The 24395-nt window shown below is 61.1% G+C and carries 19 protein-coding genes; 16 read left to right on the top strand and 3 right to left on the bottom strand.

Annotated elements, in window-relative coordinates:
* The first annotated feature begins 63 nt into the window (after positions 1-63).
* The 5 genes from APH41_RS26305 (at position 64) to APH41_RS26285 (ending at position 4172) form a co-directional block, all read left to right on the top strand.
* Entirely contained in the window at positions 64-1008 is a 945-nt protein-coding gene (locus APH41_RS26305) for a choline ABC transporter substrate-binding protein (protein ID WP_054922376.1), read from the top strand.
* A gap of 86 nt (positions 1009-1094) precedes the next feature.
* Positions 1095-1982, top strand: a complete 888-nt coding sequence (locus tag APH41_RS26300) for a 3-keto-5-aminohexanoate cleavage protein (RefSeq protein WP_034128888.1) — start codon at positions 1095-1097, stop codon at positions 1980-1982.
* A gap of 142 nt (positions 1983-2124) precedes the next feature.
* The gene (locus APH41_RS26295; protein ID WP_034128889.1) at positions 2125-3090 is read left to right on the top strand and encodes an L-carnitine dehydrogenase; all 966 of its coding nucleotides are present in this window, start codon (positions 2125-2127) and stop codon (positions 3088-3090) included.
* Positions 3091-3191: 101 nt separating this feature from the next.
* Positions 3192-3683 (top strand): thioesterase family protein, encoded by a 492-nt coding sequence (locus tag APH41_RS26290; protein WP_054922373.1) that lies wholly within the window; start codon positions 3192-3194, stop codon positions 3681-3683.
* A gap of 225 nt (positions 3684-3908) precedes the next feature.
* Positions 3909-4172, top strand: coding sequence for a hypothetical protein (locus APH41_RS26285; RefSeq protein WP_034128891.1), 264 nt, complete (start codon positions 3909-3911; stop codon positions 4170-4172).
* 88 nt (positions 4173-4260) lie between these two features.
* Here APH41_RS26285 and APH41_RS26280 read toward each other — a convergent pair whose 3' ends face one another.
* Together APH41_RS26280 and APH41_RS26275 are read right to left on the bottom strand one after the other, a co-directional pair.
* Positions 4261-5364 carry a GlxA family transcriptional regulator gene (locus APH41_RS26280; protein WP_034128892.1) on the bottom strand — a complete coding sequence of 368 codons (1104 nt, stop codon included), beginning with the start codon at positions 5362-5364 and terminating at the stop codon, positions 4261-4263.
* Positions 5365-5889: 525 nt separating this feature from the next.
* Positions 5890-7266, bottom strand: coding sequence for an L-serine ammonia-lyase (locus APH41_RS26275; protein WP_054922371.1), 1377 nt, complete (start codon positions 7264-7266; stop codon positions 5890-5892).
* Between the two features lie 416 nt (positions 7267-7682).
* Between APH41_RS26275 and APH41_RS26270 the strand changes: the two genes are divergently transcribed.
* The 3 genes from APH41_RS26270 to choV all read left to right on the top strand — a co-directional run bounded on the left by APH41_RS26270 (position 7683) and on the right by choV (position 10720).
* Positions 7683-8630 (top strand): choline ABC transporter substrate-binding protein, encoded by a 948-nt coding sequence (locus tag APH41_RS26270; protein ID WP_034128893.1) that lies wholly within the window; start codon positions 7683-7685, stop codon positions 8628-8630.
* Positions 8631-8699: 69 nt separating this feature from the next.
* Entirely contained in the window at positions 8700-9545 is an 846-nt protein-coding gene (gene choW / locus APH41_RS26265) for a choline ABC transporter permease subunit (protein ID WP_003194913.1), read from the top strand.
* Positions 9542-10720 (top strand): choline ABC transporter ATP-binding protein, encoded by a 1179-nt coding sequence (choV, locus tag APH41_RS26260; protein ID WP_054922367.1) that lies wholly within the window; start codon positions 9542-9544, stop codon positions 10718-10720. The genes choW and choV overlap by 4 nt, the downstream gene beginning before the upstream one ends.
* Positions 10721-10888: 168 nt before the next feature.
* On the opposite strand, the gene APH41_RS26255 is transcribed toward choV, so the two are convergent.
* Positions 10889-12823, bottom strand: a complete 1935-nt coding sequence (locus APH41_RS26255; RefSeq protein WP_230633881.1) for a BCCT family transporter — start codon at positions 12821-12823, stop codon at positions 10889-10891.
* 389 nt (positions 12824-13212) lie between these two features.
* On the opposite strand from APH41_RS26255, the gene betI reads away from it, so the two are divergent.
* The 8 genes from betI to dbpA all read left to right on the top strand — a co-directional run bounded on the left by betI (position 13213) and on the right by dbpA (position 24350).
* Entirely contained in the window at positions 13213-13806 is a 594-nt protein-coding gene (betI, locus tag APH41_RS26250; protein ID WP_054898188.1) for a transcriptional regulator BetI, read from the top strand.
* Between the two features lie 110 nt (positions 13807-13916).
* A complete protein-coding gene (gene betB, locus APH41_RS26245) occupies positions 13917-15389 on the top strand; it encodes a betaine-aldehyde dehydrogenase (RefSeq protein ID WP_054922365.1) in 1473 nt (490 codons plus the stop codon).
* A gap of 194 nt (positions 15390-15583) precedes the next feature.
* Positions 15584-17287: a choline dehydrogenase gene (gene betA / locus APH41_RS26240; RefSeq protein ID WP_054898187.1), complete on the top strand. Its 1704-nt coding sequence runs from the start codon at positions 15584-15586 to the stop codon at positions 17285-17287.
* Positions 17288-17504: 217 nt separating this feature from the next.
* Positions 17505-18947, top strand: a complete 1443-nt coding sequence (locus APH41_RS26235) for a TldD/PmbA family protein (protein WP_054922362.1) — start codon at positions 17505-17507, stop codon at positions 18945-18947.
* Entirely contained in the window at positions 18947-20263 is a 1317-nt protein-coding gene (locus APH41_RS26230; RefSeq protein ID WP_054922359.1) for a TldD/PmbA family protein, read from the top strand. The genes APH41_RS26235 and APH41_RS26230 overlap by 1 nt, the downstream gene beginning before the upstream one ends.
* A gap of 264 nt (positions 20264-20527) precedes the next feature.
* Positions 20528-21418, top strand: a complete 891-nt coding sequence (locus tag APH41_RS26225) for an alpha/beta fold hydrolase (RefSeq protein WP_034128899.1) — start codon at positions 20528-20530, stop codon at positions 21416-21418.
* A gap of 36 nt (positions 21419-21454) precedes the next feature.
* Positions 21455-22882 carry a multidrug transporter subunit MdtD gene (gene mdtD / locus APH41_RS26220; protein ID WP_034128900.1) on the top strand — a complete coding sequence of 476 codons (1428 nt, stop codon included), beginning with the start codon at positions 21455-21457 and terminating at the stop codon, positions 22880-22882.
* Between the two features lie 130 nt (positions 22883-23012).
* Positions 23013-24350: an ATP-dependent RNA helicase DbpA gene (dbpA, locus tag APH41_RS26215; RefSeq protein ID WP_256220343.1), complete on the top strand. Its 1338-nt coding sequence runs from the start codon at positions 23013-23015 to the stop codon at positions 24348-24350.
* Positions 24351-24395: the final 45 nt, after the last annotated feature.

Raw genomic sequence — 24395 nt, 5'->3', positions numbered from 1 at the left:
ACGTGATCCCACGGCGCACAAAGACGCCGGCTCCCACAATAACGACTGCCGAGGGCTCCACCCATGAACCGACTGATCAGCCGCTGCGTACTTGCACTCAGCGCCAGCGCCATTTTGAGCACTAACGCCCTGGCAGCGGATGCCGCTTCATGCCAGAACGTACGCATGGGCGTGGTCAACTGGACCGACGTCATCGCCACCAGCGCCATGGCCCAGGTGCTGCTCGATGGCCTCGGCTACAAGACCAAACAAACCAGCGCCTCGCAGCAAATCATCTTTGCCGGCATCCGCGACCAGCGCCTGGACCTGTTTCTGGGTTACTGGAACCCGCTGATGACCCAGACCATCACGCCGTTCGTCGACGCCAAGCAAGTCAAGGTCCTCGAAAAACCCAGCCTGGAAGACGCCCGCGCCACCCTGGCGGTGCCGACTTATCTGGCCGACAAGGGCCTGAAAACCTTTGCTGACATCGCCAGGTTCGAAAAAGAGCTGGGCGGCAAGATTTATGGCATCGAGCCGGGCTCGGGGGCCAATACGCAGATCAAGGCGATGATCGCCAACAACCAGTTCGGCCTGGGCAAGTTCCAGTTGGTGGAGTCCAGCGAAGCCGGCATGTTGGCGGCCGTAGACCGTGCCGTGCGCCGCAAGGAAGCCGTGGTGTTCTTTGGTTGGGCACCGCACCCGATGAACGTCAATGTGGCGATGACTTACCTCACCGGCAGCGAAGACGCCCTGGGCCCGAACGAAGGCATGGCCACCGTGTGGACCGTGACCGCGCCGGCCTACGCCGAGCAGTGCCCCAACGTGCATAAGCTGCTGACCAACCTGACGTTCACCGCCGCCGACGAAAGCCGCATGATGCAACCGCTGCTGGACCACAAGGATGCCATCGAATCCGCCAAGCAGTGGCTCAAGGATCACCCGCAAGACCAGGCGCGCTGGCTGGAGGGTGTCACCACCTTCGACGGCAAACCGGCTGCCGCCAACCTGCAATTGACCACGAAATAACCCATCCAGATCACCGCTTCGCAACCCCTGAAGGTTGCGAACGGCGCCCTGCGCCTTGAAATCACCCGCCTGTAAGGAACCGCCCCATGAACCACGACGTCATCATCACCTGCGCACTCACCGGTGCTGGCGACACGACCGCCAGAAGCCCCCACGTGCCGGTCACTCCCAAGCAAATCGCCGCCGCTGCCGTGGAGGCCGCCAAGGCCGGCGCCACGGTCGTGCATTGCCACGTACGCGACCCCGAGACCGGCAAGTTCAGTCGCGACGTCGCGCTGTACCGCGAAGTGATGGAGCGCATCCGCGAGGCCGACATCGACATCATCGTCAACCTCACCGCCGGCATGGGTGGCGACCTGGAGATCGGTGGCGGCGAGAATCCCATGGAGTTCGGGCCCAATACCGACCTGGTGGGCCCGCTGACCCGCCTGGCCCACGTTGAAGAACTGCTGCCGGAAATCTGCACCCTGGACTGCGGCACGCTGAACTTCGGCGATGGCGACACCATTTACGTGTCCACCCCGGCGCAACTGCGTGCCGGCGCCAAACGTATCCAGGAATTGGGCGTAAAGGCCGAGCTGGAAATTTTCGACACCGGCCACCTGTGGTTCGCCAAGCAGATGATCAAGGAAGGGCTGCTGGATAACCCGCTGTTCCAACTGTGCCTGGGCATTCCCTGGGGGGCACCGGCCGACACCACCACCATGAAAGCCATGGTCGATAACCTGCCCGCCGACGCGGTGTGGGCCGGCTTCGGCATTGGCCGCATGCAAATGCCAATGGCCGCGCAGGCGGTGCTGCTGGGCGGCAACGTACGGGTGGGCCTGGAAGACAACCTGTGGCTGGACAAAGGCGTGCTCGCCACCAATGGGCAGTTGGTGGAGCGCGCCAGTGAAATTCTCAGCCGGTTAGGCGCAAGGGTCCTGACCCCAGCCGAAGGCCGCATCAAGATGGGCCTGACCCAACGCGGCTAACACAGACACCACCACTCCTGTGGGAGCCGGGCTTGCCCGCGATGAGGCCAGTAAATCTGCCACATCTTTGTAGCCTGCAATGCCGCCATCGCGGGCAAGCCCGGCTCCCACAAAGGATCATCGAACACTTTAGGAATATGCCATGCGCTTTATCACCGAAATCAAAACCTTCGCCGCGTTGGGCAGCGGTGTCATCGGCAGCGGTTGGGTGTCCCGTGCCCTTGCCCATGGTCTGGATGTGGTGGCCTGGGACCCCGCGCCCGGTGCCGAGGCGGCCTTGCGCAAACGCGTCGCAAACGCCTGGCCCGCCCTTGAACAACAGGGCCTGGCGGCAGGTGCCTCCCAGGACCGCCTGCGCTTTGTCACTACCATCGAAGACTGCGTAAAAGACGCCGACTTCATCCAGGAAAGCGCCCCGGAACGCCTGGAGCTGAAGCTGCAATTGCACAGCCAGATCAGCGCCGCGGCCAAGCCGAACGCATTGATCGGCTCCAGCACCTCAGGGCTATTGCCCAGCGAATTCTATGAAAGCTCTACCCACCCGGAACGCTGCGTGGTCGGCCACCCCTTCAACCCGGTCTACCTGTTGCCACTGGTAGAAGTGGTGGGCGGCAAAAACACCGCGCCAGAGGCAATCCAGGCGGCGATCTCGGTGTATGAATCCCTGGGCATGCGTCCTTTGCATGTGCGCAAGGAAGTGCCGGGGTTTATTGCCGACCGCCTACTGGAAGCGCTGTGGCGTGAGGCGCTGCACCTGGTCAATGACGGGGTGGCGACCACCGGCGAAATCGACGACGCCATTCGTTTTGGTGCCGGGTTGCGCTGGTCGTTCATGGGCACTTTCCTCACTTACACACTGGCGGGCGGCGACGCCGGCATGCGCCACTTCATGGCACAGTTCGGCCCGGCGTTGCAGCTGCCGTGGACTTATCTACCGGCGCCTGAATTGACTGAAAAGCTGATTGATGATGTGGTCGATGGCACCGCTGAGCAGTTGGGTAACCACAGCATCTCGGCGCTGGAGCGCTATCGTGATGACTGCCTGCTGGCGGTGCTGGAAGCCGTAAAAACAACCAAGGCCAAGCACGGCATGAACTTCGCCGAATAACCCTGTGGGAGCTGGCTTGCCTGCGATGGCGGTGTTGGCCTCACCATTGCTATCGCAGGCCGGCCAGCACATTTGACCGCACACTGAATTGGATTCATGCCATGCCCGCACTGACCACCTACACCACGAAAATCCTGCCCGACTGGGTCGACTACAACGGCCATCTGCGTGACGCGTTCTATCTGCTGATCTTCAGCTACGCCACCGATGCGCTGATGGACGCGCTGGGGCTGGACAGCGAAAACCGCGAAGCCAGTGGCCACTCGCTGTTCACCCTGGAGCTGCACCTGAACTACCTGCATGAGGTGAAGCTCGGGGCCGAGGTTGAGGTGCATACCCAACTGATCGCCCATGACGCCAAGCGCCTGCACCTTTATCACAGCCTGCACCGGGTGGGAGACGACGAGGAACTGGCCGGCAATGAACAGATGCTGTTGCACGTCGACCTGGCCGGGCCGCAGGCCACGCTGTTCACCGAGGCCACGCTGCAACGGCTTGCCGCGATCGGCGCTGCCCAGGCCGAGCTGCCAAGGCCTGCCCTGCTTGGCCGTGTCATCGGTTTACCGGCAAAAAAAGCCCCGAGCCAGCCGTGACTGGATCGGGGCAGAGGGGCCTTGTGTGAGCTGTGCATCTGGAGGGTGACCAAACCGTCAAGCTGCGTGCCTGGGTTCAGTGTGCCTATTAACCGTATTGCCAAGTGACCCGAAAACGACCTGTTCATAGCCATCCAAGCCATCGCTCGATTCTGCTCTTGCCCACCCAGCAAGGGCCTACCAGAATCCAGGTCAATCCCTGTTCCCTACACCAGGATAAACGTCATGATGCACGCGGATTTGATTGATCAGGATGACCTGCTGAGCCAACTGCGCTCACTGGGTTTTGAAGTGTCCAGCGGCGCCAGCGCCGAGCAGGCGTGTGAATGTGCAGTGCGCGGTTTGAGCGAAGCGCGGGCCAAGGCGCTCAAGGGAATGGTGGAGCAAATGTACACCGGCAAGGCGACCATTTTGCCGGCCGTGCGCCAGGCGATCGACAAGCAGTTGTTGCCGGCGCTGATGCAATTCAAACAGAACTCCGGCGCCTGAAAATACCGCTATCGCAGGCAAGCCAGCTCCCACAGGAGAACGCATTCCAAGGTGGCAGCTGGCTTGCCTGCGATGCAGACGACTCGGTTTAGAGCCTTACACTGGCAAACGTCGACTCGTTCCTGGCCTGGCTCAACGCCGACATCGGCCCCGACAACGGTGACAACACCAACGCCTGCGGAATCGGCATCATCGCCACTTGCTGGGTGGTGTTGGAGCCGACACGTTCATCCCGTGGCGGAATGCCGAAATATTCGCGGTAGCACTTGGAAAAGTGCGGCGTAGACACAAACCCGCACACCGAGGCGACTTCGATGATCGACATCGGCGTTTGCTTGAGCAACTGCCGCGCACGAATCAGGCGCAGCTTGAGGTAGTAGCGCGACGGCGAGCAGTGCAGGTATTTCTGGAACAGCCGCTCCAACTGCCGGCGCGACACGGCGACATACACCGCCAGTTCGTCCAAATCGATTGGCTCTTCGAGGTTGGCTTCCATCAGCGCGACGATTTCCTGCAGCTTCGGCTGGTTGGTGCCAAGCATGTGCTTGAGCGGCACACGCTGGTGATCCTGTTCGTTGCGGATGCGTTCGTACACGAACATCTCGGAGATGGCGGCCGACAATTCACGGCCGTGGTCGCGGCTGATCAGGTGCAACATCATGTCCAGGGGCGCGGTACCACCGGAGCTGGTGAAGCGGTTGCGGTCGAGGGTGAACAGGCGCGTGCTCATGGCCACCCGCGGGAAGGCTTCCTGCATCGACGCCAGGCATTCCCAGTGCACGCTGCAATCAAAGCCGTCGAGCAAGCCGGCGCAGGCCAGGGCCCAGCTGCCGGTGCACACTGCGCCGAGGCGACGAGACTGGCGTGCCTGGCTTTGCAGCCACGACACATGTTCACGGGTGACGGTGCGCTGGATACCCACGCCGCCGCACACGATGACCGTGTCCAGCACGGGTGCTTTGTGCATGGAGGCATCGGGTGTGATTTGCAGGCCATCGCTGGCCCACACCTGGTTGCCGTCGACACTCAGGGTTGTCCAGCGATACAGCTCGCGGCCGGACAGCTGGTTGGCCATGCGCAGTGGCTCCACGGCTGACGCCAGGGAAATCAGCGTGAAATTGTCCAGCAGCAAAAAGCCGATGGATTGAGGCGCACGGTTCTGGGGTTGGGCCCCGGAGTTGGTCGACGTCATCGCGGTATCTCCTCACATCACACAAAGCGGGTGGCGGCCTCAGGCGAGGCTCTTGTTATTGCGCTCGTCCTGAAAAGGAGAGGCTTTGTAATTGATAGAGCAAATGCCATGCCTAAAATTGAATGGCTATTCAAGAACTCCTGAAAACGACCTGTTTATGCGTCTATATGAGCCCACGCGTGAAGTGCGGGATATGACGCATAACGGGCGGGGTTCAAGGGGGGTGAGCAGATCGGTAGCACTTGTGGGAAGGCGCTTTGCGGGCGTAGGAGGAGTCTGTCACCCAAAGCACATCAGGCGTGTGATCGTGTAGGAATTCGTTCGGAAGCTACTTATCTATTTGCGACGCGCTAAAAGGTGGCGATTTTGGCTGGGGTGTTCACTTTGTGAGCAATGATGCTCCTCTGTTCAGCTCGTTCCCACGCTCTGCGTGGGCATGCATCCTGTGACGCTCTGCGTCACCCATGGTCGGAGCGTCCGGGGCGGCATTCCCACGCGGAGCGTGGGAACGATCATGTCACTGACTCAACATTCAACCGCACTCACCGCCAACCCACCGCGTGATGTCTCTTTGTACTTGTCATGCATATCGGCCCCGGTATCACGCATGGTGCGGATCACCCGGTCCAACGAGATGAAGTGCTGGCCATCGCCCCGCAACGCCATTTGCGCCGCGTTGATCGCCTTCACCGCCGCAATTGCATTGCGCTCGATACACGGCACTTGCACCAGGCCGCCCACCGGGTCGCAGGTCAGGCCGAGGTTATGTTCCAGGCCGATTTCGGCGGCGTTGCACAGTTGCTCCGGCGTGGCACCAAGGATCTCCGCCAGCCCGGCTGCGGCCATGGCACACGCGGAACCGACCTCGCCCTGGCAACCGACTTCGGCACCGGAGATCGAGGCGTTCTTTTTACACAGGATGCCCACCGCCGCCGCGCCCAACAGGTAGTCGACCACGTTGGCTTCGGTGACTTCTTCACTGAACTTCATGAAGTAGTGCAACACCGCCGGGATGATTCCCGCCGCGCCGTTGGTGGGCGCCGTGACCATGCGCCCACCGGCGGCGTTTTCTTCGTTGACCGCCAGGGCGAACAGGTTGACCCATTCCATGGCGCTCAAGGTCGAGCCGATCACATTGGGCTTGTTCAGCTCCTGCAAGCTGCGGTGCAACTTGGCAGCGCGACGGCGCACATTCAAGCCGCCGGGCAGGATGCCTTCGTGCTTGAGGCCCTGCTCCACGCAATCTTGCATGGCGCGCCAGAGCTTCATCAGGCCGCTGCGGATTTCTTCTTCGCTGCGCCAGGTTTTTTCATTCGCCAGCATCAGTTCGGCAACGCGCAGGTTGTGGGTCTTGCACAACTGCAACAGCTCCACGGCACTGGAAAAGTCATAAGGCAGCTCGGTGCGGTCCATGTCCGCCACACCGCTTTGGGCCTGGGCTTCATCCACCACAAAACCGCCGCCCACCGAGTAATAGGTGTCGCGGTGCAACTCGCCGTTTTCGCCAAACACCACCAGGGTCATGGCATTGGGATGGAACGGCAGGTTCTCATCGAGCAGGCGCATATCCCGCGCCCATACAAAGGGCACCGGCAAACGCCCGTCCAGCAGCAGCGTGTCGGTTTCGCGCAGGATGTGGATACGGGCGCCGATTTGCGTGGGGTCGATCGCGTCTGGCCACTCGCCCATCAGGCCCATGATGGTGGCGGTGTCGCTGCCGTGGCCGATGCCGGTGGCCGACAACGAGCCGTACAGTTGCACTTCGACACGCTGCACCTGTTCCAGCCACCCACGCTCACGCAACCCTTGAACGAACAACGCCGCGGCGCGCATGGGCCCCACGGTGTGGGAACTCGAAGGCCCGATGCCGATCTTGAACAGGTCGAAAACGCTGATAGCCATTAACGTGGAACTCCTCGATAAGCACGGGCCGGGCTTGAACGAGGTGCTACGCTCAGATCGCCCAGATGGCGGCATCATCAAGCTTTTATTCGTCATCACGGCGTCTCACACCGACGCACTCATGCTCACCAGCGGCGCTCGCGTGCGAACGCCAGTTTTGGCCGTTTTTTGCGGTGCAGAAGGGTAAAAACAGCAGTTTTACCTTCGGAAAAACCTGTAAGCGACGTCATCGGTACTGGATGCGACCCTCCCTGTACTGGATACGACGCCCCCTGTAGGCGTCAGATTTTCACTGGTACATGATCAGTCTCGACTCGTTTGCAAGGCACCGCGCCAGAGCTGTTGTCGCACGCTCCAACCGCAACACTTATAAAGCGCGGCGAATGCCGCCAGAAAAGACACAGGAGTCTACCCACATGAAAGGTTCACCCTCGTTGTTGTTGGCCGCCATGCTGAGTCTGCCAGTCGTGGCACACGCCGCAGAACCGGAACAGTGCAAGACCGTCAACTTCTCCGATGTCGGCTGGACCGACATCACCGTCACCACCGCGACCACCAGCGAGATCCTCAAGGGCCTGGGCTACAAGCCGCGCACCACGATGATTTCGGTACCTGTGACTTACAAGTCCCTGGCCGACGGCAAGAACATGGATATCTTCCTCGGCAACTGGATGCCGACCATGGAAAACGACATCAAGCAGTACCGTGATGCCGGCACCGTGGAAACCGTGCGCGCCAACCTGGAGAACGCCAAGTACACCCTGGCGGTCCCAGAGGCGCTGTATGAGAAGGGCCTGAAAGACTTCGCCGACATCGCCAAATTCAAGGATGAGCTGGGCGGCAAGATCTACGGCATCGAGCCGGGCAACGATGGCAATCGCACCATCCAGACGCTGATCGACAAAGATGCCTTCGGCCTGAAAACCGCCGGTTTCAAGGTGGTCGAATCCAGCGAAGCCGGCATGCTCTCCCAGGTCGAACGCGCCTCCAAGCGCAACCAGGCCATCGTGTTCCTCGGCTGGGAACCGCACCCGATGAACACTCGCTTCAAGATGAAGTACCTGACCGGCGGTGACGACTCGTTCGGCCCCAACTACGGCCAGGCCACCATCTACACCAACACCCGCAAAGGCTACACCCAGGAATGCAGCAACGTTGGTCAGTTGCTGAAAAACCTGGTGTTCACGCTCGACATGGAAAGCACCCTGATGGGTAACGTCCTGGACGACAAGATGAAGGCCGATGCTGCCGCCAAGGCCTGGCTGCAGAAGAACCCGCAAGTGCTCGACACCTGGCTCGCCGGTGTCACCACCGTTGATGGCAAACCAGGGCTCGATGCCGTTAAAGCTTACCTCGCCAAATAGCACCCGCTGACCCCAGGCCGGTGCGCTGGCCTGGGATGTTTTCCCCTTCGCATGTGGACATTCACTACCATGCTGACTGAACAGAAAATCCCACTAGGCCAGTACATCGCTGCCTTCGTCGACTGGTTGACCCAACACGGTGCCAACTACTTCGACGCAATCGCATCGACACTGGAAACGATGATCCACGGCGTGACGTTTGCGCTGACCTGGTTCAATCCACTGGCATTGATCGGTCTGATTGCGCTGCTGGCTCACTTTATTCAACGTAAATGGGGACTGACTGTTTTTGTCATCGCCTCCTTCCTGCTGATCCTCAACCTGGGGTACTGGCAGGAAACCATGGAAACCCTCGCGCAGGTGCTGTTCGCCACCCTGGTCTGCGTGGTCATCGGTGTGCCGCTGGGCATTGTTGCCGCGCATAAGCCGATGTTCTACACCATGATGCGGCCGGTACTCGATCTGATGCAGACCGTGCCGACCTTCGTCTACCTCATCCCTACCCTGACCCTCTTCGGGCTGGGTGTGGTGCCTGGGCTGATTTCCACGGTGGTGTTCGCGATTGCCGCGCCGATCCGCCTGACCTACCTGGGTATCCGCGACGTCCCGCAAGAATTGATGGACGCCGGCAAGGCCTTTGGCTGCTCGCGCCGCCAGTTGCTCTCGCGCATTGAACTGCCCCACGCCATGCCGAGCATCGCCGCCGGCATTACCCAATGCATCATGCTGTCGTTGTCGATGGTGGTGATCGCGGCCCTGGTAGGCGCCGACGGCCTCGGTAAGCCGGTGGTCAACGCACTCAACACCGCCGATATTGCGCTGGGCTTTGAAGCGGGCCTGGCCATTGTGTTGCTCGCCATCATGCTCGACCGTATCTGCAAACAACCCGACGCTAAAGTAGGGGGTGATGCATGAGCATTATCCGATTCGACAAAGTCGACGTGATCTTTTCCAAAGACCCACGCGAAGCGCTCAAGCTGCTGGACCAGGGCATGAGCCGTAACGAAATCCTGAAGAAGACCGGGCAGATCGTCGGCGTCGAGAACGCCAGCCTGGATATCGAGAAAGGCGAGATCTGTGTGCTGATGGGCCTCTCGGGCTCAGGCAAATCCAGCTTGCTGCGCTGCATCAACGGCCTCAATACCGTCAGCCGTGGCCAGCTGTTTGTGGAGCATGAAGGGCGTCAGATCGACATCGCCTCCTGCACCCCCGCAGAGCTGAAAATGATGCGCACCAAACGCATCGCCATGGTGTTCCAGAAGTTCGCCCTGATGCCATGGCTGACGGTGCGCGAGAACATCAGCTTCGGCCTGGAGATGCAGGGCCGCCCAGAGAAAGAACGACGCACACTGGTGGACGAGAAACTCGAACTGGTGGGCCTGAGCCAATGGCGCAACAAGAAGCCCGACGAGTTGTCCGGTGGCATGCAGCAACGCGTCGGCCTGGCTCGCGCCCTGGCGATGGACGCCGATATCCTGCTGATGGACGAACCCTTCTCGGCCCTCGACCCGCTGATCCGCCAAGGCTTGCAAGATGAGCTACTGGAACTGCAACGCAAATTGAGCAAGACCATCGTGTTCGTCAGCCACGACCTGGATGAAGCACTCAAGCTCGGCAGCCGTATCGCGATCATGAAAGACGGCAAGATCATCCAGTACAGCGTGCCGGAAGAGATCGTGCTGAACCCGGCGGACGACTATGTGCGCACCTTCGTCGCCCATACCAACCCGTTGAACGTGCTGTGCGGGCGCAGCCTGATGCGCACCCTGGATAACTGCACGCGTGTGAATGGTTCGGTATGCCTTGATCCGGGTGGCGACTCTTGGCTGGACCTGGCTGAAGGCAACACCATCCAGGGCGCACGCCAGAATGGCGTGACGATGAACCTGCAGAACTGGGCGCCAGGGCAAGCCGTGGAAGGCTTGGGCCGCGTACCGACGTTGGTGGACTCGAACATCGGCATGCGCGATGCACTGCAGATTCGCTACCAGACAGGCAACAAGCTGGTGCTGCACGACAACAACAAGGTGGTGGGGATTTTGGGAGACAGTGAGCTCTACCACGCCCTGCTGGGCAAAAACCTGGGTTAAGGCAACCCTGCAAAACCTACTGGATCGTTCCCACGCTCTGCGTGGGAATGCACCCTGTGACGCTCCGCGTCACGACTTCAAGAGCGGGACGCGGAGCGTCCATGGCGGTGTTCCCACGCAGAGCGTGGGAACGATCATGTCAGGGAAGACACCACCAGGCTTCAATTATCAGCTATAGACCCGGCCAAGGAGCTGCCGATGGCTTTCAAACTGATCGAGCACATCCCGGGTGATCTGCTCCTGGGTGAAGCCCATCAGGTCATACTCCTGCGGCCCGTTGTGCAGGTACACCTCGGCACGGTAGTAACGGGTGCGCTCTTCTTCAGGCAGGTCAGCCGGTGCCGCCGAGTAGCCATCCAGGCTCACTTCGTAGACAAACGGGTTGCCCTCGTCCATCTCGATCCGCACGCCGATGCAGCGCTTGGATTTGCCCAGCAGGGTCTGCACTTCCAGGCCCTGATCACGCAACGCACTCGCGGCTTCTTCCAACGCCGGCGTTACGTGCTTGTCCATAAAGCGCTGCACGGTGGCCTGGCTCGGTTGCAGGTCCAGCGCCGTCAAGCGCTCGCTGAAACCACGACGCCCGCGTTCAGCCAATTGCGCTTGCTCCTGTTCGGTGGCCACGTCCTGGCGCATGGCCTTGTGCAAACCGAACATAAAGAACACCAGCACCACAGAGAACGGCAGCCCCGCCAGCACCACCATGGTTTGCATGGCTTCGAAGTTGCCGGCAAACAGCAGGCCGATGGTCACCAGGGTGATCACCGCCGACCAGAAGATACGCAACCAGTGCGGCGCATCTTCATCCACATTGCCGCCTTTGCAGGAAAGGTTGGCCATCATCACCGCGCCGGAATCCGCAGGCGTCAGGAACAGCACGAAGCCCACGAAGATCGACACGCCGATCACCACTTTCGACGCTGGGTAATGCTCAAGCAGCTGGTAGATGGCCATGGACGGTTGCTCCAGCGCCGTCTTGCCCAACTCCACCGCCCCATGGTTCAACACCAGGTCCAGGGCCGAGTTGCCGAAGATCGACAGCCACGCCAGGGTAAAGCCCAGCGGGATCAGCAATACGCCAGCCACCAGTTCGCGCACGGTGCGACCACGGGAAATACGCGCGATGAACATGCCCACAAATGGCGCCCAGGAAATCCACCAGGCCCAGTAGAACAGAGTCCACAGGCCCATCCAGCGTTCGGTCTTGGCACCGTCGCCTTCGTACACATACAGGTCGAAGGTTTTCAGCACGATACCGTTGAGGTAATCACCGGTGTTCTGCACCAGGCCATTGAGCAGGTGCAAGGTGGGGCCGAACAGCAGCACGAAGATCAGCAAACCGCTGAACAGCACGATGTTGAGGTTGGACAGGCGGCGAATACCGTTTTCCACACCCGACACGGCGGCAATGGTCGCCACGGTGCTCATCACGATGATCACGATCAGCAAATTGGTATTGCTGTGCTCCATGCCGAACAGGTTTTCCAGCCCCGACGACACTTGCATCGAGCCGATCCCCAGGTTGGTCACCAGGCCCAGCAGGGTCACGAACATGCCGAAACCGTCTACCGCATGGCCAGCCGCGCCCTTCACCCAACGCTCGCCCACCAGCGGGTACAGCGCCGAACGCAGGGCCAGCGGTTGGTTGTGGCGGTACGCAAAGTACGCCACGGCCAGGCCGACCAGCGCATAGATCGCCCAGCCGTGCAGGCCCCAGTGCAGGAAGGTCAGCTGCAGCGCCTGGCGTGCCGCGCCATTGCTGGCGGCAGCGCCTTCGGGCGGGTTGAAGTAATGGTCCAACGGCTCGGACGCACCGAAATACAACAGCGAGATGCCGATACCCGACGAGAACAACATGCCGGCCCAGGCGCCGTAGCTGAAGTCTGGGGTATCGTCCTTCGCACCCAGCTTAAGTTTCCCATAGGACGAAAACGCCAGGCCGACCACAAACACCAGGTAGGCGGCGATGACCACCATGTAGTACCAGCCAAAGCTTTTCGACAGCCAGGCCTGTGCGACACCGAGCATGCGCCCGGCCTCCTGCGGGGCGACGATCAGAATGGCGGTCAACAATAAAATCAGCGCGGTGGAGGTGTAGAACACCCAACCGTTGACCCGGACCTTTTCCGGTGGGGTCTTTATAAGAGAGGCAGAACTCATGGCGCAGATGCTCCAGGCAGTGCGAGAGAGAAACACAAGGCAACGGTTATCCCGGGACATCGATTTTTCGGCAGTCGACGGACGGGTGTTATAAAGACACCCCAAAATTCTTGAGCCCGCCTAAGCGGTGATCAGGCTCTGAAGTGGCCTGTTTCAAGGGTTTTTGCAGGTGTCGAAGGTTGCAGCTCGCAGGTAGGAAACATCTGTAGGCAGCGACCATTTGTCGCAGATCTTATTCTTTGTTGATTGAACGTTCAATCAAAACAAAATAGACTGGCCCTCAAGCCGACGGACGTGGATCGCCCATCGGCAGGCCTAAGGAGAGGTGCTACATGCCCAAGGTCGGTATGCAACCCATACGCCGCCAGCAGTTGATCGAAGCCACGTTGACGGCCATCGATCGGGTCGGGATGGGAGATGCCAGCATTGCGCTGATCGCCCGTCTGGCCGGCGTCTCGAACGGCATCATCAGCCACTACTTTCAGGACAAGAACGGCCTGATCGCAGCGACGATGCGCTACCTGATGAATGCGCTGATCGAGAACGTGCAAGAGCGCAGGCGTGCCTTGAAGGATGACAGCCCACGGGCGCACCTTCAGGTGATCATCGAAGGCAACTTCGACGCCAGCCAGGTCAACGGCCCGGCAATGAAAACCTGGCTGGCCTTCTGGGCCACCAGCATGCACCACCCGTCATTGCACAGGTTGCAGCGGATCAACGATCACCGTCTGTATTCCAACCTGTGTTGCCAGTTCCGCCGTGCGATGCCGCTACCCGAGGCACGCAGCGCAGCCCGCGGGCTGGCGGCTTTGATCGACGGTTTGTGGTTGCGCGGCGCCCTGTCGGGAGACGCTTTCGACACGGAGCAGGCGCAACGGATCGCTTACGAATACATGGATTTCCAATTGGCCAAGCAGGTGAGTTAGAGCCCTTATAAATGCTCAACCCCTGAACGTCCGCCGCTCAGTGTTGCCACACCCCCATGGCCCACTGTTCGGCGGGTAACGCCAACCACTTATGCACTTGCGAGGACTTTATGGCCCGTTTCGACCTGCAAAAACTCTACATTGACGGCGGCTACAGCGACGCTGGCAGCGATGCCACCTTCGAAGCCATCAACCCGGCTAACGGTGAAGTTCTCGCCCAAGTGCAACGCGCCACCAAAGACGACGTTGAACGTGCCGTGGCCAGCGCTGAAAAAGGCCAGAAAATCTGGGCCGCCATGACCGCCATGGAACGTTCGCGCATCCTGCGCCGTGCCGTGGACATCCTGCGCGAGCGCAACGATGAACTGGCCGCCCTGGAAACCCTGGACACCGGTAAAGCCTTCTCCGAAACCAAGTACGTCGACATCGTCACCGGCGCTGACGTGCTGGAATACTACGCCGGCCTGGTACCTGCCATCGAAGGCGAGCAGATCCCACTGCGCGACACCTCGTTTGTCTACACCCGCCGCGAGCCGCTGGGCGTGGTTGCCGGTATCGGCGCGTGGAACTACCCGATCCAGATCGCCCTGTGGAAATCCGCACCGGCCCTGGCTGCCGGTAACGCGATGATCTTCAAGCCAAGCGAAGTCACCTCGCTGACCACCCTGAAACTGGCCGAGATCTACACCGAGGCTGGCGTTCCAGCGGGCGTGTTCAACGTACTGACCGGCAGCGGCCGTGAAGTCGGCACCTGGCTGACCGAGCACCCGCGCATTGAGAAAGTCTCCTTCACCGGCGGCACCGACACCGGCAAGAAAGTCATGGCCAGCGCGTCGAGCTCCTCGCTCAAGGACGTGACCATGGAGCTGGGCGGCAAGTCCCCGCTGATCATTTTCGACGACGCCGACCTCGACCGCGCCGCCGACACCGCCATGATGGCCAACTTCTACAGCTCCGGTCAGGTCTGCACCAACGGCACCCGCGTGTTCGTGCCCAAGCACCTGCAAGCCGCGTTCGAAGCCAAGATCGTCGAGCGTGTGGCGCGTATTCGCATCGGCAACCCGGAAGACGAAAACACCAACTTCGGCCCGCTGGTCAGCTTCGCCCACATGGAAAGCGTGCTGGGCTACATCGCCAAAGGCAAAGAGCAAGGCGCCCGCCTGCTGTGCGGCGGCGACCGCCTGACCGAGGGTGACTTCGCCAAAGGCGCCTTCGTGGCCCCGACCGTGTTCACCGACTGCACCGATGACATGGTGATCGTGCGTGAAGAAATCTTCGGCCCGGTGATGAGCATCCTCACCTACGAGACCGAAGAAGAAGTGATCCGCCGTGCCAACGACACCGACTTCGGCCTGGCCGCTGGCCTGGTGACCAAGGACCTGAACCGCGCCCACCGCGTGATTCATCAGTTGGAAGCCGGTATCTGCTGGATCAACGCCTGGGGCGAGTCCGACGCGAAGATGCCGGTTGGCGGCTACAAGCAGTCGGGGGTGGGCCGTGAGAACGGGATCAGCTCGCTGAACAACTTCACCCGCATCAAATCGGTACAGGTTGAGTTGGGCGATTACGCCTCGGTGTTCTAACACCTTATGGGCCTGGAATGCTCCTCTGTGGCGAGGGAGCTTGCTCCCGCTGGGCTGCGAAGCAGCCCCATTCCAGACCCAGTAGTTCTTTCAGACAGAACTCGAGCGCTGATTTTGCGACTGCTGCGCAGTCGAACGGGAGCAAGCTCCCTCGCCACAAAAGCAGCCTGAACCCATTTTACGAGGGTACATTCATGTCCCAAGAATACGATTACATCATTGTGGGTGCCGGCTCTGCCGGTAACACCCTGGCGACCCGTCTGACCGAAGACGAAGGCGTCACTGTTTTGCTGCTGGAGGCCGGTGGCCCGGACTACCGCCTCGACTTCCGCACCCAGATGCCAGCCGCCCTGGCTTTCCCGCTGCAAGGCCGCCGCTACAACTGGGCCTACGAAACCGATCCAGAGCCACACATGGACGGCCGCCGGATGGAATGCGGGCGCGGCAAGGGCCTGGGTGGTTCTTCCCTGATCAACGGCATGTGCTACATCCGCGGCAACGCCATGGACTACGACAACTGGTCGAAGCTGCCGGGCCTGGAAGACTGGACCTACCTGGACTGCCTGCCGTATTTCCGCAAAGCCGAAACCCGCGACATCGGCCCCAACGATTGGCACGGTGGCGACGGCCCGGTCAGCGTGACCACGCCGAAAGCGGGCAACAACCCGCTGTTCCACGCCATGGTTGAAGCGGGCGTACAGGCCGGTTACCCACGTACCGAAGATTTGAACGGCTACCAGCAAGAAGGCTTCGGCCCGATGGACCGTACTGTCACGCCGAACGGCCGTCGCGCCAGCACCGCACGCGGCTACCTGGACACGGCTAAAAAGCGCTCGACCCTGACCATCGTCACCCATGCCCTCACCGACAAAGTCTTGTTCGAAGGCAAGCGTGCGGTCGGCGTGCGTTACCTGATCGGCGCTGCCGAAGAACGCGTTGAAGCCCGTGCGCGCAAAGAAGTGCTGGTGTGCAGTGGCGCAATCGCTTCGCCGCAACTGCTGCAACGCTCCGGTGTCGGCCCGGCCAAACTGCTGGAAAGCCTCGACATCCCGGTGGTTCACGACCTGCCTGGCGTGGGTGAAAACCTGCAGGACCACCTTGAGCTGTACCTGCAATACGCGTGCACCCAGCCAGTGTCGCTGTACCCCTCGCTGCTCTGGTACAACCAGCCGGCGATTGGTGCCGAATGGCTGTTCAACGGCACCGGCATCGGCGCCAGCAACCAGTTCGAAGCGGGCGGTTTTATCCGTACCCGTGAAGAGTTCGAGTGGCCAAACATCCAGTACCACTTCCTGCCGGTAGCGATTAACTACAACGGCAGCAACGGTGTGAAAGAGCACGGTTTCCAGGCGCACATGGGCTCCATGCGTTCGCCAAGCCGTGGCCGTATCCAGCTGAAGTCGAAGAACCCACGGGACTACCCGAGCATCCTCTTCAACTACATGGCCACCGAGCAGGACTGGCAGGAGTTCCGCGATGGCATCCGCCTGACCCGTGAAATCATGCAGCAGCCGGCACTGGACCCGTACCGTGGCCGCGAAATCAGCCCCGGCATTGAAGTGCAAACCGATGAACAGTTGGACAAGTTCATCCGCGAGCACGCCGAGACCGCGTTCCACCCGTCCTGCTCGTGCAAGATGGGCACCGACGAGATGGCCGTAGTCGATGGCGAAGGCCGCGTGCATGGCATGCAGGGCTTGCGTGTGGTCGATGCCTCGATCATGCCGATCATCACCACCGGCAACCTGAACGCGCCAACGATCATGATCGCCGAGAAAATCGCCGACAAGATCCGTGGCCGCAAGCCACTGCCGCGCAGCACCGCTGACTACTACGTAGCAGGCGATGCGCCGGTGCGTGGCAAGCCTATGCGTGAAGTAGGGCCATTGGCGCAGTAACCGAAACACCCCAGTGATTGATCGTTCCCACTCCGCGTGGGAACGCATCCTGTGATGCTCTGCGTCACGCCCTTCAAGAGCGGACGCAGAGCGTCCAGGGTGGCATTCCCACGCAGAGCGTGGGAACGATCACACAACAAAACCTCCCTTGATCAGCTCCCCGCCCAGGCCTACTCTGTTCGCCTGCCCGCGCCGAGCCGCCCACAAGGAAGGCCCCATGTTCGAACACCACGCCACGCTCAAGAAACACTTCGGTGCCCTGCGCACCACCGCCGAATTTTTCTCCCTGCGCTACGTGCGCGAATCCGGTCAGTACCTGTCAGTACGCAAGAACGTCGCCGAGCCGCCTCACCTGGGCCATGACGAAGGCGCCATGCTTACCGTGCGTCTCAACGGCGTGGAAGCCTACGCCGCGACCAACGACATTTCCCTTGCCGGCCTGCAAGCCGCCCTTGAGCGCGCTGAACAGCAAGCCCGGTTGATCAAGCCTCACGCCCTGCTCGACCTGCACCAGCAGCCAGTGTCCAGCGACGTCGCCGACTACCTGTCGCCCGACCTCGACCAGCCCTTCCCATCCCTGAGCGACTGCTACCAATTGCTCGGCGATGAGTCCGCCGCCGTGCCCAAGGATGAGCGCCTGGTGAGCTGGGAGGTCAGCCTGGGGACCACGCGGGTTGAACAGATCTATCTCAACAGCGCTGGCGCGCAATTGCGTCAGGCCCAGCGCTTTGTCTTTCCGGGCCTGAGTGTGACCGCCTTCGACGGCAACGACAGCCAGACCCGTACCCTGGGCGGTACCAACTTCGGCCAGCAAGGCAGTGCCGGGGTGATCCAGCGTTTTGGCCTGGTGGGCGCCGCCCGCAAGGTGGCCGACGAAGCCCTGCAATTGCTGCTCGCACCGAATACGCCCCACGGCCCGCGTGACCTGCTGCTGATGCCCGACCAAATGATCCTGCAGATCCACGAGTCGATCGGCCATCCGCTGGAGCTGGATCGCATCCTTGGTGACGAGCGCAATTACGCCGGCACCAGTTTTGTGAAAGCCAGCGACTTCGGCCACCTGCAATATGGCTCACCGCTGCTCAACGTCACCTTCGACCCGGACATCCCCGAACAGCTTGCCAGCTACGCTCATGACGACGACGGCACGCCTGCCAGCAAGCAATTTCTGATTCGCGAAGGCCTGCTGCTCAAGCCCTTGGGCGGGGCCTTATCGCAATTTCGCGCCAACCTGCCAGGCGTCGCCAACAGCCGCGCCTGCAGCTGGAACCGTGCGCCCATCGACCGCATGGCCAACCTGAATATCGAACCTGGGGATAAAAGCCTCGCGCAATTGGTGGGCGGCATTGAGAGCGGCATCCTGATGTCGACCAACCGTTCGTGGTCCATCGACGATGCGCGCAACAAGTTCCAGTTCGGCTGCGAGTGGGGCCAGTTGATCGAAAACGGCGAACTCAAGGGCGTGGTGAAGAACCCCAACTACCGGGCGATTTCCGCGCAGTTCTGGCGCAAGCTCAGCGCGGTAGGCGACGCCAGCACCTTCAAGGTCTTGGGCACGCCGAACTGCGGCAAGGGCGAACCCAACCAGGTGATCCGTGTCGGCCATGCGTCGCCGGCCTGTGTATTCAGCAATGTCGATGTATTTGGGGGAGATGCCTGATGAACCACTTCAAGGCTTTGGTGGATTGGCTCAAGCAGGCGGTCACCGATCAAGAACAATTTCATCTCGGCTACGCGGATGAGGCGTCCGAGTTCGTGCGCTTCAACCACGCGCAGGTACGCCAGGCCGGCCAGGTACAGCAGGCCAGCCTGAACTTCAAGCTGATCAACGATGGGCGCCACGCCGACCTGGGTATCACCCTGTCCGGCGAGGCGCAGTTGGATCGCCAGCGCCTGGCGAATGGCCTGCAACAACTGCGCGAGACCTTGCCGCTGTTGCCGCCTGACCCGTACCTGCTGCTGAATCCCGACGCCTGGCACAGCCATAACGAACAGCTGCGCCCGCTGCCGGAACTGGCCCAAGTGCTGGACGACATCAGCCAGGCCGCCGATGGCGTGGACCTGGTTGGCTTCTACGCCGCCGGCCCGATCAGCCGTGGTTTCGCCAGCTCATCGGGGGCGTTCGGCTGGCACCGGGCTAACAGCTTCAATTTCGACTTCAGCCTGTTCCACGCCAATGGCGAAGCGGTAAAAGCCAGCTACGCCGGGCACACCTGGAACAGCGCCGAATTCGCCGCCCGTTTCCAACAGGCCCGTGAGCAACTGGCGTTTCTCGGTCGTCCGCTGCACAACCTGGCGCCAGGCCAGTACCGCGCCTACCTGGCGCCGGCAGCGCTGGAAGAAATCATCAGCATCATCACCTGGGGTGGTTTTTCGGCCCAGGCCATCGCGAGCAAAGGCAGTTCGTTGCAACGCCTGTACGCGGGTGATCAGTCATTGAGCCCGCTGGTGACGGTGGATGAGCAGATCAGCGGCTCCCTGAGCCAGGCGTTTTCCACTGAAGGCTACCCGCGTGAGGATGTCACCCTGATCAACGCAGGCAAAGCCGAGGGCCAGTTGGTCAACTCGCGCAGCGCCGCCGAATACGGCTTGAACACCAACGGCGCCAGCAGCGACGAGTCGCCCAGCGCCCTGCAAATGGCGGCCGGCAGCCTGGCCCAGGCCGATATTCTCAAGCAGTTGGGCACCGGTCTGTATATCAGCAACCTCTGGTACCTGAACTACTCCGACCTGCCGGCAGCGCGCCTGACCGGCATGACGCGCTTTGCGACCTTCTGGGTGGAAAACGGCGAGATCAAGGCGCCGGTCAGCACCATGCGCTTTGATGACAGTGTCTATCAGTTGCTCGGTTCGCAATTGGAAGCGCTGACCGCTGATCGGGAGCTGCTGTTGTCGGCCAGTACCTATGACCAGCGCAACACCGCTTCCAACCTGTTGCCAGGCGCTTTGGTAAACCGTTTGACGCTGACTTTATAAACTGTAGGAGCGAGCTTGCTCGCGAAGAACGTACAGACACCGCGGGCTGGCTGTCAGCGCTGCGTTATCGTTGTCGTTTTTCGCGAGCAAGCTCGCTCCTACAGTTCAATAACCTGCGCTGCGACGAAACTTCTATCCCGCCTACTTTGGCCGTTCGGCATGTTGTCGCTCTGCTTATTCCTCGTTATAACGGTTAATGGCTTCTCGCCACCCCTGCCCACGAGAGCATAACCTTGCCCGGGAAAGGCAAGCTGGAGCGTTGACATGAACCATGGAAGTTTCGTCATAGAAAAACTGTACAAGCACTACAACGTTCACGTAGAGCAACTGGGTAACGACCCGCATAGAAAAACCGTACTGATGGTCAATGGCGCGTTGTCCACCACGCGCTCCTTTGCCCGCACCAGCAAATGCCTGGCCGAGCACTTCAATGTGCTGCTGTTCGACTTGCCATTCTCTGGCTTGTCACGCGAGCACAACACCGAACTCGACCTGGTCACCAAGGACGACGAGGTGCAAATCCTGCGTGCCTTGGTAGCACGCTTTGCGGTCAACCATCTGGTGTCGGCCTCATGGGGCGGCATCTCCACGCTGTTGACCCTGGCGCACAACCCGCCCTCCATCGAAAGCTCGGTGGTGATGGCCCTGGCGCCCAACCTCAACCAGGCGATGCTGGAATATGTCGAGCGCGTGCGTGTGCTGATCGAGGCCGATGACAAGTCGGCGGTCGGCCATCTGCTCAACGAAACGGTTGGCAAATACCTGTCGCCGCGCCTCAAGCGCAATAACCATCGACACCTGTCGACCATGGCCACCACCGAATACCGCCAGGCGCGCTTTCATATCCATCAGGTGCTGGGCTTGGGCGATGGCAACTACTTGCCGGCGCTGCGGCAGATTGAAACACCGGTGCACTTTCTCAACGGCGCGCTGGACGAATACACGCCGGCCGACGAAGCCCAGCTGTTCAAACACTACGTAGGCCGCAGCAGCTTTGCGGTGGCCGAACACACCGGCCATCTGCTGGACCTGGAGTCCCGCGAAGCCGCGCTGGCAGTGCATCGGGCGTTGCTGGATTTCCTGGTGGGCGAGCATGTGACATTGTCAGATATAGACGAACCGCCAGTGGGAAAAGCGGCGACGGATGGCGCATAATCGCCAACACATAGCCTGCTAATTAAAAGGGATCCCATGCCGAATCGTGCCCCTCTCGATGCCAAGACCGCCCGCTGGCTCCCCTGGGTGGTAGCGATTGCCTTCTTCATGCAGTCGCTGGACGGGACGATTCTCAACACCGCGCTACCGGCCATGGCGCAGGACCTCGCGGAAAACCCGCTGCGCATGCAAGGCGTGGTGATCGCCTACATGCTCACCGTTGCCTTGCTGATTCCGGCGTCGGGCTGGATCGCTGACCGCTTTGGCACCAAGAAGATTTTCTTTGGTGCGATCATGCTGTTCAGCATCGGGTCGCTGCTGTGTGCGCTGTCCAGTAGCTTGAGCATGCTGGTGGGCGCACGGGTGATCCAGGGCCTGGGCGGTGCGCTGATGCTGCCGGTCGGACGGCTGGTGGTACTGCGGGCTTATCCGCGCTCCGAGTTGGTGCGGATCATGGGCTTCATCACCATTCCCGGCCTGCTTGGCCCCTTGCTTGGCCCGACAATGGGCGGCTGGATGGTGCAATACCTGACCTGGCACTGGATCTTCCTGATCAACCTGCCGGTGGGCATGATCGGCTGCTACGCCGTGTGGAAATTCATCCCCGACCTGCGCGGCAGCGAGCGCACGCGCTTCGACGGCCTGGGCTTTCTGCTGTTCGGCGCGGCGATGGTGCTGATCACCATCGCCATGGAAGGCCTGGGCGAACTGCACCTGCCGCATCTGCGCGTGATATTGCTGCTGTTCGGCGGGTTCGCCTGCCTGGCGGCGTACTGGCTGCGCGCCGGGCATATCGATAACCCGCTGTTCTCGCCGGTGCTGTTCAAGACGCGCACCTTTGCCGTGGGGATTCTGGGCAATCTGTTTGCGCGCCTGGGCAGCGGCGCATTGCCGTTCCTGGTACCGCTGCTGCTGCAGGTGGCGCTGGGCTATTCGCCGTCGGAAGCCGGCATGAGCATGTTGCCACTGGCGGCGGCGGCGATGTTCGCCAAGTCCATCGCACGTCCGCTTATCGAGCGCCTCGGCTACCGCATCGTCCTGACCGGCAACACCCTGGCCCTGGGCCTGATGCTGGCGAGCATGGGCCTGGTCAGCGAACAAACGCCCTACCCGCTGCTGTTGGCCATGCTGGCGGTACTGGGGGCCATCAACTCCCTGCAATTTACCGCCATGAACACCGTCACCCTGATCGACCTCGACGACGCCCAGGCCAGCAGCGGCAACAGCTTGCTGTCGGTAGTGGCGCAGTTGTCCCTGAGCCTGGGCGTGGCCTGTGCCGGTGCATTGCTCGGCGGCTTTACCGCCGAAGCCGGCAATGACGGGGTCAATACCGTGCTGGGCGCCTTCCAACTGACCTTCCTCACAGTGGGCCTCATGGCGATGCTGGCGGCGGCGATCTTCCTGCAGCTGTCGCCCAAGGACGGCAAACGGGTGGTCAGCCGCGAGCACGATATCGAGCACTAACGGGCGTCTCGTCGAGAACTTGCGGGGAAAATCCCACGAGGCTGGTACACTGCGCGACATTTTGTTTTGCAGAGCCAGTCCCGTGACTACCATCGCCACCGCTTTTAATACTTTGCCCCTGTCCGCCGCCATGCTGGCTAACCTCGACTCGCTGGGTTACGTCGAGATGACGCAGATCCAGGCGCAAAGCTTGCCGGTGATCCTCAAAGGGCTGGACCTCATTGCCCAGGCCAAGACCGGCAGCGGCAAGACTGCCGCATTCGGCATCGGCCTGCTGAACCCGATCAACCCGCGCTACTTCGGGTGCCAGGCGCTGGTGATGTGCCCGACCCGCGAACTGGCCGACCAGGTAGCCAAGGAAATCCGTCGCCTGGCCCGTGCCGAAGACAACATCAAGGTGCTGACCCTGTGCGGCGGCGTGTCCCTCGGCCCACAGATTGCCTCCCTGGAGCACGGCGCCCACGTCATCGTCGGCACCCCGGGCCGCATCCAGCAGCACCTGCGTAAAGGTTCACTGGTGCTGGACGGCTTGAACACCCTGATCCTCGACGAAGCCGACCGCATGCTCGACATGGGCTTCTACGACGCCATCGAAGACATCATCAGCAAGACCCCACCGCGCCGCCAGACCCTGCTGTTCTCGGCCACTTACCCGGTGAGCATCAAGCAACTGGCCTCCAAGTTCATGCGTGCGCCTCAGCAAGTGAAAGCCGAAGCGTTCCACTCCGACGACCAGATCGAACAACGCTTCTACGAGATCTCCCCGGAAGAGCGCATGGACGCCGTGACCAAGGTGCTGGCGCACTTCCGCCCTGCCTCCTGCGTGGCGTTCTGCTTTACCAAGCAGCAAGTGCAGGAAACCGTCGACCACCTGATCTCCAAAGGCATTTCCGCCGTTGGCCTGCATGGTGACCTGGAACAGCGCGACCGTGACCAGGTACTGGCGATGTTTGCCAACCGCAGCACCTCGGTGCTGGTGGCCACCGACGTCGCCGCCCGAGGACTGGACATCGACGCCCTGGACATGGTGATCAACGTCGAACTGGCCCGCGACTCGGAAATTCACATCCACCGTGTAGGCCGTACCGGCCGTGCCGGTGAGACCGGCATCGCCATCAGCCTGGTGGCGCCGTCCGAAGCCCACCGCGCCCAGGCCATCGAGCAACTGCAGAAGTCGCCGCTGAACTGGGACCAACTGGACAATCTCAAGCCGCAAAGCGGTGGCCCGTTGCTGCCGCAGATGAGCACCCTGTGCATCGCCGCCGGGCGTAAAGACAAGGTTCGCCCAGGCGACATCCTCGGTGCATTGACCGGTGAAGCCGGCATTCCGGGTGCCCAGGTCGGCAAGATCGCTATCTTTGACTTCCAGGCTTTCGTGGCCGTGGAACGCGGCATCGCCAAGCAGGCGTTGCAGCGTTTGAATGACGGCAAGATCAAAGGTCGTTCGCTGCGCGTGCGTATCCTGTAACAACATAGTGACTGCAAGGACCGAATCACTGTGGGAGCTGGCTTG

It is taken from the genome of Pseudomonas sp. NBRC 111138 (assembly GCF_001320835.1).
Lineage (GTDB): Bacteria > Pseudomonadota > Gammaproteobacteria > Pseudomonadales > Pseudomonadaceae > Aquipseudomonas > Aquipseudomonas paracarnis.
The sequence above is the reverse complement of the archived record's forward strand: the minus strand, read 5'-3'. Positions and strand labels throughout refer to the sequence as shown.

Excerpts from the sequence above, each read along its gene's own strand:
- APH41_RS26305 (WP_054922376.1), top strand. The coding sequence starts at position 64 with ATGAACCGACTGATCAGCCGCTGCGTACTTGCACTCAGCGCCAGCGCC.
- APH41_RS26300 (WP_034128888.1), top strand. The coding sequence starts at position 1,095 with ATGAACCACGACGTCATCATCACCTGCGCACTCACCGGTGCTGGCGAC.
- APH41_RS26295 (WP_034128889.1), top strand. The coding sequence starts at position 2,125 with ATGCGCTTTATCACCGAAATCAAAACCTTCGCCGCGTTGGGCAGCGGT.
- APH41_RS26290 (WP_054922373.1), top strand. The coding sequence starts at position 3,192 with ATGCCCGCACTGACCACCTACACCACGAAAATCCTGCCCGACTGGGTC.
- APH41_RS26285 (WP_034128891.1), top strand. The coding sequence starts at position 3,909 with ATGATGCACGCGGATTTGATTGATCAGGATGACCTGCTGAGCCAACTG.
- APH41_RS26280 (WP_034128892.1), bottom strand. The coding sequence starts at position 5,364 with ATGACGTCGACCAACTCCGGGGCCCAACCCCAGAACCGTGCGCCTCAA.
- APH41_RS26275 (WP_054922371.1), bottom strand. The coding sequence starts at position 7,266 with ATGGCTATCAGCGTTTTCGACCTGTTCAAGATCGGCATCGGGCCTTCG.
- APH41_RS26270 (WP_034128893.1), top strand. The coding sequence starts at position 7,683 with ATGAAAGGTTCACCCTCGTTGTTGTTGGCCGCCATGCTGAGTCTGCCA.
- choW (WP_003194913.1), top strand. The coding sequence starts at position 8,700 with ATGCTGACTGAACAGAAAATCCCACTAGGCCAGTACATCGCTGCCTTC.
- choV (WP_054922367.1), top strand. The coding sequence starts at position 9,542 with ATGAGCATTATCCGATTCGACAAAGTCGACGTGATCTTTTCCAAAGAC.
- betI (WP_054898188.1), top strand. The coding sequence starts at position 13,213 with ATGCCCAAGGTCGGTATGCAACCCATACGCCGCCAGCAGTTGATCGAA.
- betB (WP_054922365.1), top strand. The coding sequence starts at position 13,917 with ATGGCCCGTTTCGACCTGCAAAAACTCTACATTGACGGCGGCTACAGC.
- betA (WP_054898187.1), top strand. The coding sequence starts at position 15,584 with ATGTCCCAAGAATACGATTACATCATTGTGGGTGCCGGCTCTGCCGGT.
- APH41_RS26235 (WP_054922362.1), top strand. The coding sequence starts at position 17,505 with ATGTTCGAACACCACGCCACGCTCAAGAAACACTTCGGTGCCCTGCGC.
- APH41_RS26230 (WP_054922359.1), top strand. The coding sequence starts at position 18,947 with ATGAACCACTTCAAGGCTTTGGTGGATTGGCTCAAGCAGGCGGTCACC.
- APH41_RS26225 (WP_034128899.1), top strand. The coding sequence starts at position 20,528 with ATGAACCATGGAAGTTTCGTCATAGAAAAACTGTACAAGCACTACAAC.
- mdtD (WP_034128900.1), top strand. The coding sequence starts at position 21,455 with ATGCCGAATCGTGCCCCTCTCGATGCCAAGACCGCCCGCTGGCTCCCC.
- dbpA (WP_256220343.1), top strand. The coding sequence starts at position 23,013 with ATGCTGGCTAACCTCGACTCGCTGGGTTACGTCGAGATGACGCAGATC.